20 protein-coding genes are annotated in these 17271 nt (G+C 66.4%); 12 read left to right on the top strand and 8 right to left on the bottom strand.

The window, feature by feature from the left end; genetic code table 11:
• Position 1: 1 nt before the first annotated feature.
• From QM685_RS34560 to QM685_RS34545, 4 genes are all read right to left on the bottom strand, one after another.
• Positions 2 to 589 carry a nucleotidyltransferase family protein gene (locus QM685_RS34560; protein WP_415123749.1) on the bottom strand — a complete coding sequence of 196 codons (588 nt, stop codon included), beginning with the start codon at positions 587 to 589 and terminating at the stop codon, positions 2 to 4.
• Between the two features lie 142 nt (positions 590 to 731).
• Positions 732 to 2954 (bottom strand): xanthine dehydrogenase family protein molybdopterin-binding subunit, encoded by a 2223-nt coding sequence (locus tag QM685_RS34555; protein ID WP_415123748.1) that lies wholly within the window; start codon positions 2952 to 2954, stop codon positions 732 to 734.
• Positions 2951 to 3952 carry an FAD binding domain-containing protein gene (locus QM685_RS34550; protein ID WP_415123747.1) on the bottom strand — a complete coding sequence of 334 codons (1002 nt, stop codon included), beginning with the start codon at positions 3950 to 3952 and terminating at the stop codon, positions 2951 to 2953. Before QM685_RS34550 ends, QM685_RS34555 begins: the two co-directional genes overlap by 4 nt.
• Positions 3953 to 3963: 11 nt before the next feature.
• Positions 3964 to 4671, bottom strand: coding sequence for a (2Fe-2S)-binding protein (locus QM685_RS34545; RefSeq protein ID WP_415123746.1), 708 nt, complete (start codon positions 4669 to 4671; stop codon positions 3964 to 3966).
• Between the two features lie 333 nt (positions 4672 to 5004).
• Between QM685_RS34545 and QM685_RS34540 the strand changes: the two genes are divergently transcribed.
• Together QM685_RS34540 and QM685_RS34535 are read left to right on the top strand one after the other, a co-directional pair.
• Positions 5005 to 5223 carry a hypothetical protein gene (locus QM685_RS34540; RefSeq protein ID WP_415123745.1) on the top strand — a complete coding sequence of 73 codons (219 nt, stop codon included), beginning with the start codon at positions 5005 to 5007 and terminating at the stop codon, positions 5221 to 5223.
• 30 nt (positions 5224 to 5253) lie between these two features.
• A complete protein-coding gene (locus tag QM685_RS34535) occupies positions 5254 to 6063 on the top strand; it encodes an exodeoxyribonuclease III (protein ID WP_415123744.1) in 810 nt (269 codons plus the stop codon).
• A 101-nt stretch (positions 6064 to 6164) separates the two neighbouring features.
• On the opposite strand, the gene QM685_RS34530 is transcribed toward QM685_RS34535, so the two are convergent.
• Both QM685_RS34530 and QM685_RS34525 read right to left on the bottom strand, forming a co-directional pair.
• Complete coding sequence (locus tag QM685_RS34530) at positions 6165 to 6440, bottom strand: CsbD family protein (RefSeq protein WP_415123743.1); 276 nt, start codon at positions 6438 to 6440, stop codon at positions 6165 to 6167.
• Between the two features lie 178 nt (positions 6441 to 6618).
• A complete protein-coding gene (locus QM685_RS34525; protein WP_415123742.1) occupies positions 6619 to 7302 on the bottom strand; it encodes a Pr6Pr family membrane protein in 684 nt (227 codons plus the stop codon).
• A gap of 291 nt (positions 7303 to 7593) precedes the next feature.
• Here QM685_RS34525 and QM685_RS34520 point away from each other — a divergent pair, with 291 nt between their 5' ends.
• Positions 7594 to 9006: a DUF2252 domain-containing protein gene (locus tag QM685_RS34520; RefSeq protein WP_415123741.1), complete on the top strand. Its 1413-nt coding sequence runs from the start codon at positions 7594 to 7596 to the stop codon at positions 9004 to 9006.
• A gap of 34 nt (positions 9007 to 9040) precedes the next feature.
• On the opposite strand, the gene QM685_RS34515 is transcribed toward QM685_RS34520, so the two are convergent.
• Positions 9041 to 9898 (bottom strand): polysaccharide deacetylase family protein, encoded by an 858-nt coding sequence (locus tag QM685_RS34515; protein WP_415123740.1) that lies wholly within the window; start codon positions 9896 to 9898, stop codon positions 9041 to 9043.
• A gap of 307 nt (positions 9899 to 10205) precedes the next feature.
• Between QM685_RS34515 and QM685_RS34510 the strand changes: the two genes are divergently transcribed.
• From QM685_RS34510 to QM685_RS34480, 7 genes are all read left to right on the top strand, one after another.
• Positions 10206 to 10970, top strand: coding sequence for an SDR family oxidoreductase (locus tag QM685_RS34510; RefSeq protein WP_415123739.1), 765 nt, complete (start codon positions 10206 to 10208; stop codon positions 10968 to 10970).
• Between the two features lie 72 nt (positions 10971 to 11042).
• Positions 11043 to 11279 (top strand): oxidoreductase-like domain-containing protein, encoded by a 237-nt coding sequence (locus QM685_RS34505; RefSeq protein WP_415123738.1) that lies wholly within the window; start codon positions 11043 to 11045, stop codon positions 11277 to 11279.
• Between the two features lie 29 nt (positions 11280 to 11308).
• Positions 11309 to 12178 (top strand): NAD-dependent protein deacetylase, encoded by an 870-nt coding sequence (locus QM685_RS34500; protein ID WP_415123737.1) that lies wholly within the window; start codon positions 11309 to 11311, stop codon positions 12176 to 12178.
• 41 nt (positions 12179 to 12219) lie between these two features.
• On the top strand, positions 12220 to 12837 hold the full coding sequence (locus QM685_RS34495) for a pyridoxamine 5'-phosphate oxidase family protein (RefSeq protein ID WP_415123736.1): 618 nt from the start codon (positions 12220 to 12222) through the stop codon (positions 12835 to 12837).
• 8 nt (positions 12838 to 12845) lie between these two features.
• Positions 12846 to 13481, top strand: a complete 636-nt coding sequence (locus tag QM685_RS34490) for a DUF938 domain-containing protein (RefSeq protein WP_415123735.1) — start codon at positions 12846 to 12848, stop codon at positions 13479 to 13481.
• A gap of 165 nt (positions 13482 to 13646) precedes the next feature.
• Positions 13647 to 15056, top strand: coding sequence for an NADP-dependent phosphogluconate dehydrogenase (gene gndA, locus QM685_RS34485; RefSeq protein WP_415123734.1), 1410 nt, complete (start codon positions 13647 to 13649; stop codon positions 15054 to 15056).
• Between the two features lie 276 nt (positions 15057 to 15332).
• Positions 15333 to 15668 (top strand): DUF4148 domain-containing protein, encoded by a 336-nt coding sequence (locus QM685_RS34480; protein ID WP_415123733.1) that lies wholly within the window; start codon positions 15333 to 15335, stop codon positions 15666 to 15668.
• A 198-nt stretch (positions 15669 to 15866) separates the two neighbouring features.
• Here the strand turns inward: QM685_RS34480 and QM685_RS34475 are convergent, their stop codons facing one another.
• Positions 15867 to 16187: a hypothetical protein gene (locus QM685_RS34475; protein ID WP_415123732.1), complete on the bottom strand. Its 321-nt coding sequence runs from the start codon at positions 16185 to 16187 to the stop codon at positions 15867 to 15869.
• Positions 16188 to 16421: 234 nt separating this feature from the next.
• On the opposite strand from QM685_RS34475, the gene QM685_RS34470 reads away from it, so the two are divergent.
• Positions 16422 to 16733, top strand: coding sequence for a cupin domain-containing protein (locus tag QM685_RS34470; RefSeq protein ID WP_415123731.1), 312 nt, complete (start codon positions 16422 to 16424; stop codon positions 16731 to 16733).
• A 166-nt stretch (positions 16734 to 16899) separates the two neighbouring features.
• Positions 16900 to 17271, top strand: a 372-nt coding sequence (locus QM685_RS34465) for a LysM peptidoglycan-binding domain-containing protein (protein ID WP_415123730.1), incomplete at its 3' end; no start/stop codon positions are given.

Below are 17271 nucleotides of genomic sequence, written 5' to 3'. Positions count from 1 at the left end.
GCTACATCCGCCGCAAGTCTTCCAGGGTATCCACGTCCCGCAAAATGCCCGGATCGTCGACATCGAGCCTCGTTAGCGCTTGCGTCGTCAGCAGCGCTTTCGCGCCCGTGTCGCCATCGAGCGCGAGCAGCGCCTCGCGATGCGCCGCGCCGAAGCCGACCGGATGACCGCGCTGCCCCTGATAAAACGGCGCGACCAGCGGGGCGCCGCCGTCGAGCGCGCGGGCCACCGCTTCGATCGTCGGGATCGCGATGCGCGGCATGTCGGCGAGCGCGACGATCCAGCCTTCGGCGTCGTCGCTTGCCGCGATGCCCGCGGCGAGGCTGGCGCCCATGCCGCGCTCGGCGGCCGCCGTGAATACGACGTCACAGCCGGCGTCGTTGAGCACGCGGGCCAGCGCATCCGAGCCGGGCCGTACCACGGCGAGCACGCGCGTCACGACCCGCAGCAGCCGATGCGCGGCTTCATGCGCGACGGGCGTGCCGTCGGGCAGGTGCGCGAGCAGCTTGTTGTGCAGCCCGCGCGGATCGAAGCGCGAACCGAAGCCGGCGGCGAGCAACACGCCAGTGGCGAGCGAGGCGTAGGCCATCGGCGGATACCGGTAAAAGGAATGAAGCCGATTGTGCGATGCAACGGGGCGGGAGGCAAGCGGGAATGTCGGCGTTCACGCGAATGCCGGCGCGCGCAAGCTCCACCGCCCACGGCGATCCCCACCATGATTCCGCGCCACCTCACACCCCGACCGGCCCCATCACCTTGTCGAGCGTAATCGGCAAATCCCGCACCCGCACCCCCGTCGCGTGATACACCGCATTGGCAATCGCCGCCGGCACGCCGGTAATGCCGATCTCGCCGATGCCGCGTACGCCGAGCGAGTTGATATACGGATCGGGCCGGTCGAGGAACGTGATGTCGAGCGTGTCGATATCCGCGTTCACCGGCACGTGATACTCGGCGAGGTTCGCGTTCGTGAAGCGTCCGTAGCGCGTGTCGAGCGTGCTTTCCTCCTGCAGCGCCGCGCCGATGCCCCAGACGATGCCGCCCAGCATCTGGCTGCGCGCGGTCTTCTCGTTGAGCACGCGCCCGATGTCGTAGACGGCGACCACGCGCGGCACGCGGATCGTGCCGAGCCCGGCGTCGACGTGCGCCTCGACGAACACCGCGCCGAACGAATGGAACGAGTACTTCTGCTTCTCGTCGCCGGGCCTGACGGTCGAGGTCGCCTCGATCGGCTTGCCGCCCGAGCGCGCGATGATCGCCGCGGCCGGATCGCGTTTGCCCGGTTGCGAGCGGCTCACCACCCAGCCATTGTCGACGGTCACGTCGTCGAGCGGCAGGCCGTGCACCGGCGATGCCTGATCGGCCAGCGCGAGCGCGATCAACTGGCTGCGCGCCTGGCTCGCCGCGTCGCGCACCGCGGGCGATACGCTCGCCGCCGACTGCGAACCGCCCGACACCGGCGCGCGCGGCAGTGTCGAATCGCCGAGCGCGAAGTGGATGTTCTCCGGCGCGAAGCCCAATGCATCGGCGGCGACCTGGGTCATCACGGTATAGGTGCCGGTGCCGATGTCCTGCGTGCCCGACGCCACCATCGCGGTGCCGTCCGGCAGGATCCGCGCGATCGCCGATGCCTCGCTGCGATTCGCCGGATAGGTCGCGGTCGCCATGCCCATACCGATCAGCGTGTCGCCGTTGCGCATCGAGCGCGGCGCGGGCGAACGGCGCGACCAGCCGAATTTTTGCGCGCCGATCTGATAGCACTCGCGCAGCGATTTGCCGGACCATGGCCGGTTTTCCTGCGGATCGCTTTCCGCGTAATTTTTGATGCGCAACGCGAGCGGATCCATGTTCAATGCCGCCGCGAGTTCGTCCATCGCCGATTCGAGCGCGAACGACCCGGTGGTCTCGCCCGGCGCGCGCATGAAGGTCGGCGTGCCGAGATTGAGCGGCACGAGCCGGTGCGTCGTGATCTGGTTGGGCACCGCGTACAGCATGCGCGTGACCATGCAGCAGGTCTCGGTCCAGTCCTCGATCGTCGACGTGTTCGAGATGCTGTCGTGGCGCATCGCGGTGAGCGTGCCGTCGTGCCGCGCGGCGATCACGAAATGCTGCTCGGTGCGCGGCCGCGCGCCGACCGGGCCGAACATCTGCGGCCGCTCGAGCGCGAGCCGCACCGGCCGCCCGGTTTGCCGCGCGGCCATCGCGCACAGCGACACATGCGACCACGATGAACCCTTGCAGCCGAAGCCGCCGCCGATGAACGGCGAGATCACGCGCACGTCAGTCGCGGCGATGCCGAATACTTTGGCGACCGCCTGCGCCGCGCTGCTCACCCCCTGCGTCGAATCGAACAGCGTGAGCTGCGGGCCGTCCCAGCGCGCCATCGTCGCGTGCGGCTCCATCGGGTTGTGATGCTCGATCGGCGTCGTGTACGTGGCGTCGATATGCACCGCGCCGCTCTGCATGCCGTCCTCGAAGCTGCCGCGCCGCGTATCGGTCTCGCGCCCCTGCGGCTTGACCGGCGCATGCGCGTTCGGCTTCGCCGCCGCGAAGTCGAGCGTCGCGGTGCCCGGCTGATAGACGATGCGCACCTGACGCGCGGCATCGGTCGCATGTTCGAGCGTATCGGCGACCACTACCGCGACCGGCTCGTTGCTGTAGTGCACCTCGTTGTCCTGCAGCAGCGACAGGCGTCGTCCCGCGGGCGGCGCGAGCGCCGGCCTGCCGCCGTTCGGCAGGCGCATCGCGTTCTGGTACGTCATCACGAGCAGCACGCCGGGCAACGCCTGCGCGCGGCTCGCATCGATCGACGCAATCGTGCCGCGCGCAATCGTGCTCGTCACGAGCACCGCATGCGCGAGACGCGCTTCGGGGAATTCGGCCGCATAACGCGCATCGCCGGTCACCTTGAGCAGGCCGTCGATGCGATCAATCGGCTGTCCGATCAGGTTCATGCGACACCTCCCGCGTAACCGGCGGCCTGATTGACCGCGCGCACGATCGCGCGTTGCGCGAGCTGCACCTTGAAGCCGTTGTCGCGCCGTGGCTGCGCGCCGCTCAACGCCGCCGCGGCGGCGTTTTTGAGCGCGGCCTGCGTGAGCGGCTGACCGGCGAGCATCTGCTCGGCCGCGCTCGCGCGCCACGGCTTGTGCGCGACGCCGCCCAGCGCGATGCGCGCGGTCCGCACGCGCGCGCCGTCCATCTGCAACGCGGCGGCCACCGACACCAGCGCGAATGCGTAACTGGCGCGGTCACGCACTTTCAGATAGTGCGAGTGGGCGCTGAAAAGCGGCGGCGGCAGATCGACCGCGGTGATCAGTTCGCCGGGCTGCAACGTGGTATCGACGTCGGGTCGCTCGCCGGGCAGCCGGTGGAAATCGGCAAACGCGATCGTGCGCTCGCCGCGGGGACCGCTGACGCGCACGAGCGCATCGAGCGCGGCGAGCGCCACGCTCATGTCGGACGGATTGACCGCGATGCATTGCGGACTCGCGCCGAGAATCGCGTGCATGCGGTTATGGCCGTCGAGCGCCGCGCAGCCGCTGCCGGGCATGCGCTTGTTGCATTGCGTAAAGGCGGTGTCGTAGAAGTAGCCGCAGCGCGTGCGTTGCAGCAGATTGCCGCCGACCGTCGCCATGTTGCGCAACTGCGCGGACGCGCCCGCGAGCAACGCTTGCGACAGCAGCGGGTATTGCTCGCGCACGAGCGCATGATTCGCCGCGTCGCTGTTGCGCACCAGCGCGCCGATGCGGATGCCGCCGCCGGCCAGCGTGGTGACCGAGTCGAGCCCGTCGATGTGCGTGATATCGATGAGCCGCACCGGCCGCGCGACGCCGCCCTTCATCAGATCGAGCAGATTCGTGCCGCCGCCGATAAAGACCGCGCCCGGCTGCTGCGCGGCGCGCACTGCGCCGGCGACGTCGCCGGCGCGTTCGTAGGAGATCGCATCCATGCCGGTCTCCGTTACGCGTTGCCGTGCGCGGCGCGCACCGCGGCGACGATGTTCGCGTAGGCGCCGCAGCGGCAGAGGTTGCCGCTCATGCGCTCGCGGATCTCTGCGTCGGATAGCGCGGCGGGACGCGCGCGCACGTCGGCCGTTACGGTGCTCGCCGCGCCGTTGCGGAATTCGCTGAGAAGGGCAGTCGCGGAGCACAACTGCCCGGGCGTACAGTAGCCGCACTGAAACGCATCGTGTTCGATGAAGGCGCGCTGCACCGGACTCATCACGCCGGTATTCGACGCGAGTCCTTCGACGGTCGTGATGTTCTCGCCTTCGTGCATCACCGCGAGCGTCAGGCACGAGTTGATGCGGCGGCCATCGGCGAGCACCGTGCAGGCACCGCACTGGCCGCGGTCGCAGCCTTTCTTCGTGCCCATCAGACCGGCGTATTCGCGCAATGCGTCGAGCAGCGTCACGCGGGGTTCGAGTTGCAGCGCATAGGCGCGGCCGTTCACGTTCAACATGACGGGACGCGGCGAGACGGCCGGGTTGCCCGGCGCCGGCGGCGCGGCGGGCGTTTGCGTTTGCGCGCGCAGATGCGGTGCCGCGCCGATCGTCGCGGCAGCGGCGGCCGATTGAAGAAAGCGGCGGCGTGAGGGCTGTGAGGGCTCGGAGGTGGGTTCTGGAGGGGCTGCGTCGCCCGAATCCTGACATTCGGTATGCGTGGACATGACGTTCTGTTGACTCCATTGAAAGGTCAATGCAGGCATGACGATGCGTCGGGGTCCAACGCATCGCGTTGAAACAAGACAGACACAGCAAAGCGCAGCAATTTCAGTGCCGTTGCAGGTACAACGGTATTAAAAATTCAGAGGGAGAGCAAAGCCGATCTGCGCAATAAAGGCAGGCTAATATCCGCAATGAACGCCAGGAGTGAACCGCTGCGCCGGGCGCTAACAGGGCGGGTATAAGCGGTGCTACCGTCGCCTGCAATGGCCGCGCGGCTAATACGTGAATACGTGACGAACGCGTGGCCGGCATGCGGCACGTTCACGGGAGCGCCTATGCAATTCGACTACAGGCATTTTCATATCGACTGCCGCGCGCGTCACGCGGACGACGGCGCCTACTACGCGCGCGCGAAGATCACCCGCGTGGCGCGGCGAAACGAAGCCTTTCAGTCGCACGATTCCGGTGACATCGATTGCTTCGCGAACGAAGCCGATGCGATCTGCTGCGCGCGTTCGTGGGCGATCGAGTGGTGCGACGCCGCGGCGGGATAGGTTGAAACAGGCCGTCAGGGAGAAACGATCGTGGCGAAGCTGCGGATTGCGACGTTCAACATCAACGGCATCCGTTCGCGCTTGCCGGCGCTATTGCAATGGCTGGAGCGCGAGGCGCCGGACATCGTCTGCCTGCAGGAACTGAAGGCGGTGGATAGCGCGTTTCCGGTCGAGCCGCTGCGCGATGCCGGCTATGGCGCGATCTGGCAAGGGCAGAGCGCATGGAACGGCGTGGCGATTCTGGCGAAGGGCGAGGCGCCGGTCGAACGGCGGCGCGGTTTGCCTGGTTTCGAGGCGGATACGCATAGCCGCTATCTGGAAGCCGAAGCGGGCGGTCTGGTGATCGCCTGCCTGTATTTGCCGAACGGCAATCCGCAGCCCGGTCCGAAGTTCGACTACAAGCTCGCCTGGTTCGATCATCTGATCGCGCATGCGGCGAAGCTCTTCAGGAGCGGTCAGCCGGTCGTGCTCGCGGGCGACTACAACGTCGTGCCGACCGACGAAGACATCTATAACCCGCGTTCATGGCTGAAGGACGCGCTGCTGCAGCCGCAAAGCCGCGAGCGGTATCGGAAGCTGCTCGCGCAGGGCTGGACCGACGCGCTGCGCACGCACTTCGGCGACGAGCGCATCTATACGTTCTGGGATTATTTCCGCCGCCATTGGGAGACGAATTCGGGGCTGCGCATCGATCATCTGCTGCTGAGCGCCGATCTCGCGCCGCGTTTGCGTGCCGCGGGCGTCGACCGCTGGGTGCGCGGCGAGCCGCATGCGAGCGACCATGCGCCGACGTGGGTGGAACTGGAGATGGGCGCGGGCCGCAGGAAGAAAAGCGCCTGACGGGGCAGAGGGCGACCCGCGCCGCTCGACGCGGACGAATGCCGCGATTAAAGCCGCCAATTAAAGCCGCCGATTGGCGCCACCTGATCGGCGGCCATCAATCAACGCCGATAATCCCGGTCCGCCGAGTTATGCGACCACAGTGCCCCCACGACAAACCCGGCCAGCGCGACAACCGCGAGCGTCGTGAACGGGTTTTCGACTGTCGTGTCGCGTACGAGGCTCGTCGTATTCGCGCAAAGCTGCTGTGCCTTGCCGCTCAACTCGCGTGCCTTGCCCGCCATCTGCATGCCAGTGTCGCCGAGCACGTCACCGGCCGCGCTTTGTACCTTGCCCGCGACTTCGTTGACTGCGCCTTCCGCTGAATTCGTATCCATATGCATTACTCCGGTTGTCATATTTACGTGCGCACGCGTTGCGATTGCAACGGTGCCGCACGAAGGGCTCGCGCAGGCCGCGCCGGCGTGGCGCTGGCCTGCGCCAGTCACGGAGCGGTGCAAGAAGCGCGCCCACGGGAGAGGGAAATGCGTGCGGCGGCGAAAGCGCGACGAAACGTCAGCGCCGTCGCCCGAAGTTGATGCCGACGAATACGGCCATCAACATCAGAAAGCTGCCGAACAGCAGCGCGGAATTGACGAGCACCTGTCTGAGTCCGAGCGTTTCGACGTTGATAAACGGATACGGATAGAAGTCCGACAGGCTGCCGCGCCAGAACGTGATGCCGAGATACGCGAGCGGATAGACGAGCCACAGCACGCAGTGCCGCGGCCGCAGATGAAAGCGCGGCACGAACAGCACCCAGTAGAGCGCGGCAAGCATCGGCAGCACGCTGTGCAGCGATTCGTTGAGGAGCCGCCGGTAGGCGGTCGGCGTCCACAGGCCACGCAACAGCAGGTTATAGGCGATGCCGACGAATACCATATAGACGACCACCGCGGTCACGACCGTCGGCTGCCGGAAAAACCGCACGAGTGGCGAGCGATGCTTCCATGACGCGACGCAGGTGAAGCAGATCGCGCAGGCGAGCACGGTCAGATTGGTCAGGTAGCTGCTCATGCGCGCGAGGCCGTCGAACACGGTCAGCCCGCGGGCAAGCGTGCGATCGATCGTGACGTCGGCTTGCGCGAAGATCGAAATCCACGCGATGACGGCGATGACCGCCGCCAGCGTCAGCGACGACACACTGGGCGTATGCAGCGGAAGCTCGGGCTCGCGCTGCCGGACGGGGGAAGGGTGCATGCGCCGATTCTACCCGCGCGCCGCGCGCCACAGCGTGTGCGGGAGCGCATTCGCCGCCGTGCGCCCGCGTGTGCAGATGTACGGCAGCATTTTTAGCGGCGATCTGTTCCGACCCGCTATGATCGTAATTCATGCCACGGTTCGGACGTGATGCGCGGGTTCGCTGCCGTGGCTGCCGTGGGGTGCCACCGGATGTCATGCAGGCAGGCCCATGCGCCGTTGTTTCGCTTTGTCGTGCCAGTCAGCAGTCTCTGTCATCGCCGGTCAAGACTCGCAAAACGGAGAGAGAGCATGAAAACCAGCACCATTGCCGAACGGGAAGCGCGTGGCCGGGCCGCTCGCGAGCATTCGAAACGTTCGAGCCATCGCGCGGTCGGCGAATTGCATCGCGATCCGATCGAGTTGCTCAAGCAGAGCAGCGCCGGCCGCGTCGGGAATCTCGTGCCGCTGCGCTATGGGCGCATGGCCGTCTCGCCGTTCACGTTCTTTCGCGGCAGCGCGATTCTGCAGGCGCACGACCTCAGCAAGGTTCACGACTCGGGCCTCAGCATGCCGATCTGCGGCGACGGCCATCTGATGAATTTCGGCGGTTTCGCGACGCCCGAGCGGCAACTGGTCTTCGACCTCAACGACTTCGACGAAGTATCGACCGGTCCCTTCGAATGGGACCTGAAGCGGCTCACCGCAAGCTTCGTGGTGGCCGCGCGCCATATGCGCCTGAGCCGCGGCACCGCCGAGCGCCTCGTGATGACCGTGGTGAATTCGTATCGCGATCGCATGGCGCAGTATGCGCAGTGCGGCGCGCTCGAACTCTGGTACGACCGCATCACGTTCGACCATATGGCGGAAACCGCATTGACGCCGGAGGGCCGCCGCGCGGTGCGGCGCGGCATGGAAAAGGCCGCGACCCGCACGCACGAAAACCTGCTCGAGAAAATGACTTCTTTCGACAGCGGGCACTGGAAGATCCACGACGCGCCGCCCGCGCTCTTTCATGTGCTCGGCGCGAATACGCTGTTCACGGCGGACGAAACCGAAACGTACCGCAAAGGCAACGTGGACAAGATGGTCGAACAACTATGGGCCGACTATCGCAAGACGTTGTCGCACGACCGGCGCGAGTTGCTCGATCACTTCACGAGGCAGGACATCGTGTTCAAGGTGGTGGGTGTCGGCAGCGTCGGCACGCGCTGCTTCGTGGTGCTGCTCGTCGATCACCGCAACAAGCCGTTGTTCCTGCAACTGAAGGAGGCACGGCCCTCGGTCATCGCGCAGTTCCACAAGTCGCCGGCCATCCGGCATGAAGGCGAGCGCGTCGTATTCGGGCAGCGCATGCTGCAGGCCGCGAGCGATATCTTCCTCGGCTGGGCGACGGGGCCGCTCGGGCGGCATTTCTATTTCCGCCAGCTTCGCGACATGAAACTATCCGCGAATATCGAGCTGTTCGACAGCGATCTGCTCGAAGGCTATGCGCGGCTGTGCGGCTGGATCATGGCGCGCGCGCATGCGAAGGCGAGCGGCCAGGCGATCGAGGTCAGCGCGTATATCGGCCGCGGCGATCAGTTCGCGGAAGCGCTGAGCGGCTACGCGTCGAGCTACGCGGATCAGGTCGAGCGCGACTACGACGCGTTCATGAAAGCGTGCCGCGGCGGCAAACTCGAAGCGCGCACGGACGAGGACATGGCGGCGGATTTCTGCGTGTAGCGGCGCGAAGCGCGCGGCGCAGGTCCGCGGCGTGTCACGCGTCAATACGCGCGTCGCGCAGCGTGACGAAACGCAGATGCCGCTGGCGTGCCGCTTCGATGATGCTCGGCAGCACCTCGAGAATCAGCGGCTTGCCTTCGAGCGTGAGTGCGGCATTGCCGTCGTGCAGCAACAGGATATCGCGCGCGGCGAGGCCGTCCAGCAGGCGCCGCGTGACCACGTGAGGGTTGCGTTCACGCGTGTCGTAGCCGCGCCGCGTCCACGCGGCGAGACGCAGATCGAGCTTGCGCAGCACCGGCTCGAGAAAAATATTGCGCAAACCCGCGGGCGCGCGGAAGAACATCGGGCGTTCGCCGCTGACGGTTTCGAGTGTACGCTGCGCGGCGGCGATCTCGCGAGTCAGCGCGCGCGGAAACGTCACCGAAAACGTGTGCACATGCACCTGCGAATGATTTTCGAGCGCATGGCCACGCGCAACGATTTCGCGCGCGAGCAGCGGATAACGTTCCACCTTCGCGCCGATGCAGAAGAACGTCGCACGTATATCGAAGGCGTCGAGCAGATCGAGTACCTGCGGCGTGACGACGGGGTCGGGACCATCGTCGATGGTCAGCGCAATGGCGTTCGCGTTGCGCGGGCTGGCGGGCAGGCGCGTCCAGTTCGGACCGAGCAGCGCGGTGCGCGGCAGGAGCCCGGTGATCGTGAAGATCGCGTGGTTCGCGAGGATCGCGGCGAGCCACCACGGCCACGCGGCGGGCGCGAGCAGCCAGCCGGCCAGCACGAGCACATGCCATGCGATCGTACCGTTGAGCAGCGCGGAGTTGCCGGTGCGCGGCCAGCGGCGCGGCGGCGCGGACTGGGCGCCATGCGTCGGATTGGGACATTGGTTCATCGAGCGTGCTTCCTGTGCGTCTTCCTTCGTCCGGGGAAGGCTGTGAATCGTGCGCGACGCGCAACCGCGGACGATACCATTGTTGTGCGCATCGCGGCGACGCGTGAAGCAGTCGCGATGTCGAATGAAAGTGTGCTGAAAGACACCGAATTTCGTCGGAGCAATGAGCCTGTGGCAACATCGCGCGGTTTGCGATCGGTCATCCGCTGTTGTATGGTGCGGGGCGAAAAGAGGCGCGCATCCGGTTATCTCCGCTACGGCGAACCGATGCGCGCTTCCACCAGCACGACACAATAGGAGGTGCGCGATGTCGGAAACGAAAAACGGGAAAGTGGCGCTGGTGACGGGCGCGGGCAGCGGCATCGGCCGCGCTTGCGCGCTCAGGCTGGCGGAGCACGGTTATAGCGTCGTGCTCGCCGGGCGCCGGCAGGCCGCGCTCGATGCGGTCGTCGGGGAAGCGCGGGCACTGGGCGGCGACGCGCTCGCGGTGTCGTGCGACGTGACGCAAGCGGATAGCGTGGCCGCGCTGTTCGACACGATCCGCGCGCGCTTCGGCCGGCTCGACGTGCTGTTCAACAACGCGGGGCGCAACGGCCCGCCCGTCGATCTCGACGAACTCGAGATCGACGTATGGCGCTCGGTCGTCGACACCAATCTGACCGGCGTATTCCTGTGCACGCGCGCGGCGTTCGGCCTGATGAAAACGCAAAACCCGCGTGGCGGCCGCATCATCAACAACGGCTCGATCTCCGCGCATGCGCCGCGGCCGAACAGCGCCGCCTATACGGCTACCAAGCACGCGATCACCGGACTCACCAAATCGGTGTCGCTCGACGGCCGCAAATACGACATCGCGTGCGGACAGATCGACATCGGCAATGCGGAGACCGAGATGGCCGAGCGGATGGCGCGCGGCGTGCCGCAAGCGAACGGCGAGATCGCGGTCGAGCCGTTGATGGACGTGCGGCACGTTGCCGACGCGGTGCTGCATATGGCGAGCTTGCCGCTGTCGGCGAACGTGCAGTTCATGACGATCATGGCGACCAGGATGCCGTTCGTCGGGCGCGGTTGAGCGGCGCTTCGAAGGAAGCGGCGCGCGGGCGTTCAACTTATACTGAGCGCTTCCCGTCTCCACGCGAAAGCCATGTCCGCCGTGCCCCGAGCCACACCCAGCGACGACGATCCGCCGCCGCAGCCGCCCGTGAAGCCCGATCTCGAAGACTGCTGTCATAGCGGCTGCACACAGTGTGTGTTCGATCTCTACGACGAAGCGCTCGAACGCTACGAGATCGCGCTGGCCGCGTGGCGGCAGCGGGATGAGGCGCGGCAAACCTCGCAAGCGACGCCGTCGCGACCAAAAGCACCGCGCACGCGCCGCTGAGCGGCGCACGATCTTCCACCGTCCCCGTCATGACCGACCTTCAGCTCACGCCGACCGACCCCCTGATCGAAGCGCACGCGCTCGACGATCTGCATCGCTTCGTGCTGCGTCATCCGCGTCTGTTCGTGCTGACCGGCGCGGGCATCAGCACCGACTCGGGCATCCCCGGCTATCGCGACGACAACGGCACATGGAAGCGCTCGCCGCCGATCACGCTGCAGGAATTTCTCGGCGCGCAGGCGATGCGTCAGCGGTACTGGGCGCGCAGCATGGTCGGCTGGCCGCTCGTCGCGCGGGCGCAGCCGAATGCCGCGCACGTCGCGCTCGCGCGGCTCGAGGCGGCGGGGCATGTGCCGACCCTGGTGACGCAGAACGTCGATGGCCTGCATCAGCGCGCCGGCAGCCGCGACGTGATCGAGCTGCACGGCGGGATCGACGCCGTGACCTGTCTCGACTGCGGCATGCAGCATGCGCGCGCGTCGATCCAGCAGACGCTCGAAGCCGATAATCCGGCGCTGCTCGACGTCACGGCCGAAGCCGCCGCCGATGGCGACGCGCATCTCGAATGGCATGATCTCGGCGGCTTTCGCGTGCCCACCTGTTCGAACTGCGGCGGCCTGTTGAAACCATCGGTAGTGTTTTTCGGCGAGAACGTGCCGAAGGCGCGCGTCGAAACGGCCTCGCACGCGCTCGACGCGGCCGATGCGGTGCTGGTGGCCGGCTCGTCGCTGATGGTCTATTCCGGCTACCGGTTCTGCGTCTGGGCGCAGCGCCAAGGCAAGCCGATCGCGGCGATCAACCTGGGCCGCACGCGCGCCGATCCGCTGCTGGCGCTGAAAGTGGCCGCGCCGTGCGGCGACACGCTGAGCGCGCTCGCCGGGATGCTGGCCGGTGCTTGAGTACCCTCTGTCGAATCACCCCCTATCTCCCGGGCAATGCCATGCTGACGACGATCGAACAACTCGAAGCCCTCTACGACGAACCGGGAGAGCGCGCGCTGCGCAAGGAGATTGCGCATGTCAACGAGGACTATCGCGCGTTCATCGAGGCCGCGCCGTTCGCGGTGCTCGCCACCGGCGGCCCGCAAGGCCTCGACTGTTCGCCGCGCGGCGAGGCGCCGGGTTTCGTGCGTATCGTCGACGAACGCACGCTCGCATTGCCGGATCGCCCCGGCAATAACCGGCTCGACAGCCTGCGCAATATCATCGTCGATCCGCGGCTCGCGCTGCTGTTCGTCGTGCCGGGTGTCGGCGAGACGTTGCGCGTGAACGGCCGCGGCCGGATCTCGACCGATCCCGCGCTGCTGGACAGTTTCGCCGTCGACGGCAAGCTGCCGCGCACCGTGCTGCTGATCGACGTCGACGCGGTGTACTTCCACTGTTCGAAGGCGATCGTGCGCTCGAAGCTGTGGGATCCGGCGCGCCACGTCGAACGTTCGCGGCTACCGGGCACGGGCGAGATTCTGCGGCGCATCATCGCCGCCAATGGTGGCGAGGAATTCGACGCCGCCGCCTACGAGCGCGATCTGCCCGCGCGCGTGCGCGCAACCTTGTACTAAAACCGACGATGACCGACGCCCGGCAACATTCGCCTTCCGCCGAACGCAACCGCGACGCGATTCTCGCCGTGCTGCGCGACGTGCTGCCGGCCACCGGCCGCGTGCTCGAAATCGCGAGCGGCACCGGCGAACACGCGGTCTGGTTCGCCGGCGCGCTGCCCGGACTCGACTGGCAGCCAAGCGATGCCGACGCCGACGCGCGCGCATCGATCGCCGCGTGGGCCGCGCACGCCGGGCTGCCGAACCTGCGCGCGCCGCTCGCGCTCGACGTGCGTCAGCCGGACTGGGGCGCCGCTGCGCTCGACGCGGTGGTCTGCATCAACATGCTCCACATCTCGCCGTGGGGCGCGGCGCAGGCGCTGTTCGACGGCGCGGGGCGGCGGCTCGTCGACGGCGGCGTGCTGTATCTGTACGGTCCTTACAAGCGCGGCGGCGCGCATACCGCGCCGAGCAACGACGCGTTCGATCACTGGTTGAAGAGCCGCAATCCGGAGTGGGGCGTTCGCGACATGGAAGCCGTTGTCGCGCTGGGCGAAGCGGCGGGGCTGGCGTGCGAGAAAGCCGTCGCGATGCCGGCGAACAATTTCAGTCTGGTGTTCAGGAAGCGGGCAGGGGCCCGAAGCGCGGGTGAGGTGGTGAGCTAACCGCGCGCGCATAAGCAATGTGCAAGCAGACGCCCAAACTCCCGTCTTCCACTGCCCGCCACCAAGCGGCAAGCGCGCATTTCTTTTATCCTTTCACCCTCGACGTCCCGCCGCTGTTTTCCGTGGCGCGGCGTCACGACATTCATTGGACTCTGGAGAATTCACATGGGCAAACAGGCAATCGGCGTGGTGGGGCTAGCGGTCATGGGCCGCAATCTGGCGCTCAACATCGAGAGCCGCGGCCACGCGGTGTCGGTCTACAACCGTAGCCGCGAAAAAACCGACGAACTCATCGCCGAATATCCGGACCGGAAGCTGGTGCCGGCCTTCACGCTGGAAGAGTTCGTCGGGTCGCTCGAAAAGCCGCGCCGCATTCTGCTGATGGTCAAGGCCGGTGCGCCGACCGACGCCACGATTGCCTCGCTCAAGCCGTTGCTCGATGAGGGCGACATCCTGATCGACGGCGGCAATACGCATTTCACCGACACGATCCGCCGCAACCAGGAACTCGCGAAGGCCGGCCTGCACTTCATCGGCACCGGCGTGTCGGGCGGCGAGGAGGGCGCGCTGAAAGGCCCGTCGATCATGCCGGGCGGACAGCGCGACGCGTACGACCTCGTTGCGCCGATCCTCACCGAAATCGCCGCGAAGGCACCGGACGGCGAGCCGTGCGTCGCGTACATGGGACCGGACGGCGCGGGTCACTTCGTGAAGATGGTGCACAACGGCATCGAGTACGGCGACATGCAACTGATCGCCGAGAGCTACGCGGTGTTGAAGCAGGTGGTCGGCCTGTCGAACGAGGAACTCGGCAAGGTCTATACCGAATGGAACCAGGGCGAGCTCGACAGCTATCTGATCGAAATCACCTCGAAGATCTTCGGCAAGAAGGACGACGAAACCGGCAAGGATCTCGTCGACGTGATTCTCGACCGCGCCGCGCAGAAGGGCACCGGCAAATGGACCAGCCAGAACGCGCTCGACCTCGGCGCGCCGCTGCCGCTGATCACCGAAGCGGTGTTCGCGCGCGTGCTGTCGTCGCTGAAGGATCAGCGCGTGGCCGCGAGCAAGGTGCTCGAAGGACCGCAGGCCAGGCCGCTCGGCGGCGCGCGCGACGCGTTCATCGAATCGGTGCGCCGCGCATTGTATTTCAGCAAGGTGATCTCGTACGCGCAGGGTTTCGCGCAACTGCGCGCGGCATCGGAAGAGTACAAGTGGGATCTCGACTACGGCACGATCGCGAAGATTTTCCGCGCGGGCTGCATCATCCGCGCGCGCTTCCTGCAGAAGATCACCGACGCGTACACGAAGGACAAGGCGCTCGCGAACCTGCTGCTCGATCCGTACTTCCGCGACATCGCGAAGAACTACCAGGCGGCGCTGCGCGAAGTCGTGGTGGCGGCGGTCAACGCGGGCGTGCCGGTGCCGGCTTTCGCATCGGCGATCGCGTATTTCGACGCGTACCGCTCGGAGCGTCTGCCCGCGAATCTCGTGCAGGCGCAGCGCGACTTCTTCGGCGCGCATACGTTCGAACGCGTCGACAAGCCGGGCAGCTTCCACGCACATTGGGGCTGAGCGGTTGCGGCGAGACGGTTGAATAGCGGACCGGCGCGCTTTGCGTAACGCGCGCCGGTCTGCCCCGGCTTGCTGATTCCCGGACGGCAAGATTATTGTCGGAATCTATCGACGTTTTAGTCTCCGGCAAAAAAGACGGGGCAATTGTTGCGAAAACAAAAATAGAGTTTCGTGGTTTTAAGTGTTTACCCTAAGTCATGACACTCCTAAACTTGCTTTCAAGCGCTGAGGGACAAACACCGAAGCGCATCACAAACAAGTTATTGGAGGTTAATCATGAAGACCCTGATTTCCGCAGTTGCTATCGCCGCGACTCTTGCTGCTCCTGTTGCTTCGTTCGCTCAGTCGAACCAGCCGGTTACCCGCGCGCAGGTTCGCGCTGAACTGGTTCAACTCGAAAAGGCAGGCTACAACCCGATCGCCAACTCCGTCGACTACCCGGCGGACATCCAGGCCGCCCAGGCTCGCGTCGCCGCGCAAAACGGCACGGCGGTCGCGGCGAACACCGTGAACACCAGCGGCTACGGCGCGCCGGCTGTCGGTACTTCGCAAGCCGGCCATGCGGCGAGCCCGGCCACGTCCGACCGTCATTCGATCTACTTCGGCAACTAATCGCCGATACGAGTCGCACCGAAGCTTGAGGTAGACGCCGCCTTGCGGAGCATTGCGAAGGCGGCGGGCAAGAAAAAACGCCATCCGGTTTGATCGGATGGCGTTTTGTCGTTTACGGCCTGTATCGCATGCGCTCGAAGCGCGGATTTCGCGGCGGTGGAGTCAGAGCGCTCGCGCCGCCCAGCCCGGCTTGCCTACTCAATGCAGCGCGCGGTGCCGGCGGCCGATCTCGTCGAAGAGCGCCCGGCTCGGTTCGAGCGCGAGCAGCCAGGATTCGTCGTAGCCGCTCAGGTTGTCGAGCGCCTCGCGCAGTCGCTCGACCGCCACCGCGGGAAGCTCGACGCTCGCCTCGACGCCGCTCGACAGTCCCGCGACGCTTGCAAGCTGCACGAGCGCATCGGCGGCCTCGGCGACGTCGGCGGCAAAGATCAGGTGGGTGTTCAGCAATTCGACGAGGCCGGGGGACGCGGCTACATCGTCGACGTTGAGTTGCACGGCCAGAAAAGTGGCTTTGTTCATCCTCGACTCCTCCCAGAATCCAGACGCTGTCGTACAGGGTGTGCCCCGCGGCTTGAGTGAGTATAGGCGACGGCTTAGGGGTTTCAATAATCGTACGAAAGGCTCGCCGGGCATGTACCGGCGAGGGCATGCGAGCCGCCAGACCTATAATAAGGGTCAGCCGCGCGAGTGCCGCCGCCGGAGGTTGGCGGACCTGGCCGCGCGGTCCGTGCGTTTGCCGACCGCTTATCGACCATGAAAATCATCCGCAGCAGGAGCTTTACCGCGACGCGTCCGTGGGGCGCGCTCGACATCGCCAACATGAACGGCATCACCACGCGTCTGCACTGGACCGATCAGCCGTACAAGTGGCACGTCAACGACGGCGAAGAAGTGTTCGCCGTGCTCGACGGCCGCGTCGAGATGCGCTATCGCGAAGACGGCGTCGAACGCTCGACGGTGCTCGAAACCGGCGACGTGTTCTATGCGTCGGTGGGCACCGAGCACGTCGCGCATCCGCTCGGCGCGGCGCGCGTGCTGGTCGTCGAAACGCAGGGCAGCGTCTGAAGAACACAGCAGTTTGACGGCGCCCGCGCCGCGGCGCTCGCGTGGCCGTCGCGCATAATAGCTACGCCGTGGAGCGCCGCCGCGACGCCCGGGCTGGCGCAGCGGCACGGCAAATGCTTGCGCATCGATTGAATCCGATTGAGAAAAACACATCGAGGAAAATCACATGACAGGACAATGGCAACTGACGGGGATCCGCCTGCTGACAGCCGCCGCGCTCGGCGCGATGGTCGCCGGCTGCACGACGATGCCGTGGGAGAGCACGCCGTTCTACGGGAACGCGCCGTCCAGCACGACGAGCCTTTCCACGGTTTCCGTGCCGGCCGGCTTCTATCGCGTGAATCCGGGCGATACGCTCGCCGGCATCGCCTCCGCGTACGGCCACAAACCGCAGGAGATCGCGGCATGGAACGGCCTCGCGGCGAACTCGCCGCTTACGCCCGGCCAGGTGCTGCGCGTGTCGCCGCCGATGGCCTCGGGCAGCATCGTGACGCCGCCGGTCGCGGTTGCGCCGGCGGCGCCGGGCGTCGCGGCGCCC

The organism is Paraburkholderia sp. (genome assembly GCF_047605525.1).
GTDB lineage: Bacteria > Pseudomonadota > Gammaproteobacteria > Burkholderiales > Burkholderiaceae > Paraburkholderia.
The sequence above is the reverse complement of the archived record's forward strand: the minus strand, read 5'-3'. Positions and strand labels throughout refer to the sequence as shown.

Bases quoted from the DNA above. Each gene is read 5' to 3' on its own strand.
- QM685_RS34560 (WP_415123749.1), bottom strand. From the start codon at position 589: ATGGCCTACGCCTCGCTCGCCACTGGCGTGTTGCTCGCCGCCGGCTTC.
- QM685_RS34555 (WP_415123748.1), bottom strand. From the start codon at position 2,954: ATGAACCTGATCGGACAGCCGATTGATCGCATCGACGGCCTGCTCAAG.
- QM685_RS34550 (WP_415123747.1), bottom strand. From the start codon at position 3,952: ATGGATGCGATCTCCTACGAACGCGCCGGCGACGTCGCCGGCGCAGTG.
- QM685_RS34545 (WP_415123746.1), bottom strand. From the start codon at position 4,671: ATGTCCACGCATACCGAATGTCAGGATTCGGGCGACGCAGCCCCTCCA.
- QM685_RS34540 (WP_415123745.1), top strand. From the start codon at position 5,005: ATGCAATTCGACTACAGGCATTTTCATATCGACTGCCGCGCGCGTCAC.
- QM685_RS34530 (WP_415123743.1), bottom strand. From the start codon at position 6,440: ATGGATACGAATTCAGCGGAAGGCGCAGTCAACGAAGTCGCGGGCAAG.
- QM685_RS34525 (WP_415123742.1), bottom strand. From the start codon at position 7,302: ATGCACCCTTCCCCCGTCCGGCAGCGCGAGCCCGAGCTTCCGCTGCAT.
- QM685_RS34520 (WP_415123741.1), top strand. From the start codon at position 7,594: ATGAAAACCAGCACCATTGCCGAACGGGAAGCGCGTGGCCGGGCCGCT.
- QM685_RS34515 (WP_415123740.1), bottom strand. From the start codon at position 9,898: ATGAACCAATGTCCCAATCCGACGCATGGCGCCCAGTCCGCGCCGCCG.
- QM685_RS34510 (WP_415123739.1), top strand. From the start codon at position 10,206: ATGTCGGAAACGAAAAACGGGAAAGTGGCGCTGGTGACGGGCGCGGGC.
- QM685_RS34505 (WP_415123738.1), top strand. From the start codon at position 11,043: ATGTCCGCCGTGCCCCGAGCCACACCCAGCGACGACGATCCGCCGCCG.
- QM685_RS34500 (WP_415123737.1), top strand. From the start codon at position 11,309: ATGACCGACCTTCAGCTCACGCCGACCGACCCCCTGATCGAAGCGCAC.
- QM685_RS34495 (WP_415123736.1), top strand. From the start codon at position 12,220: ATGCTGACGACGATCGAACAACTCGAAGCCCTCTACGACGAACCGGGA.
- QM685_RS34490 (WP_415123735.1), top strand. From the start codon at position 12,846: ATGACCGACGCCCGGCAACATTCGCCTTCCGCCGAACGCAACCGCGAC.
- gndA (WP_415123734.1), top strand. From the start codon at position 13,647: ATGGGCAAACAGGCAATCGGCGTGGTGGGGCTAGCGGTCATGGGCCGC.
- QM685_RS34480 (WP_415123733.1), top strand. From the start codon at position 15,333: ATGAAGACCCTGATTTCCGCAGTTGCTATCGCCGCGACTCTTGCTGCT.
- QM685_RS34475 (WP_415123732.1), bottom strand. From the start codon at position 16,187: ATGAACAAAGCCACTTTTCTGGCCGTGCAACTCAACGTCGACGATGTA.
- QM685_RS34470 (WP_415123731.1), top strand. From the start codon at position 16,422: ATGAAAATCATCCGCAGCAGGAGCTTTACCGCGACGCGTCCGTGGGGC.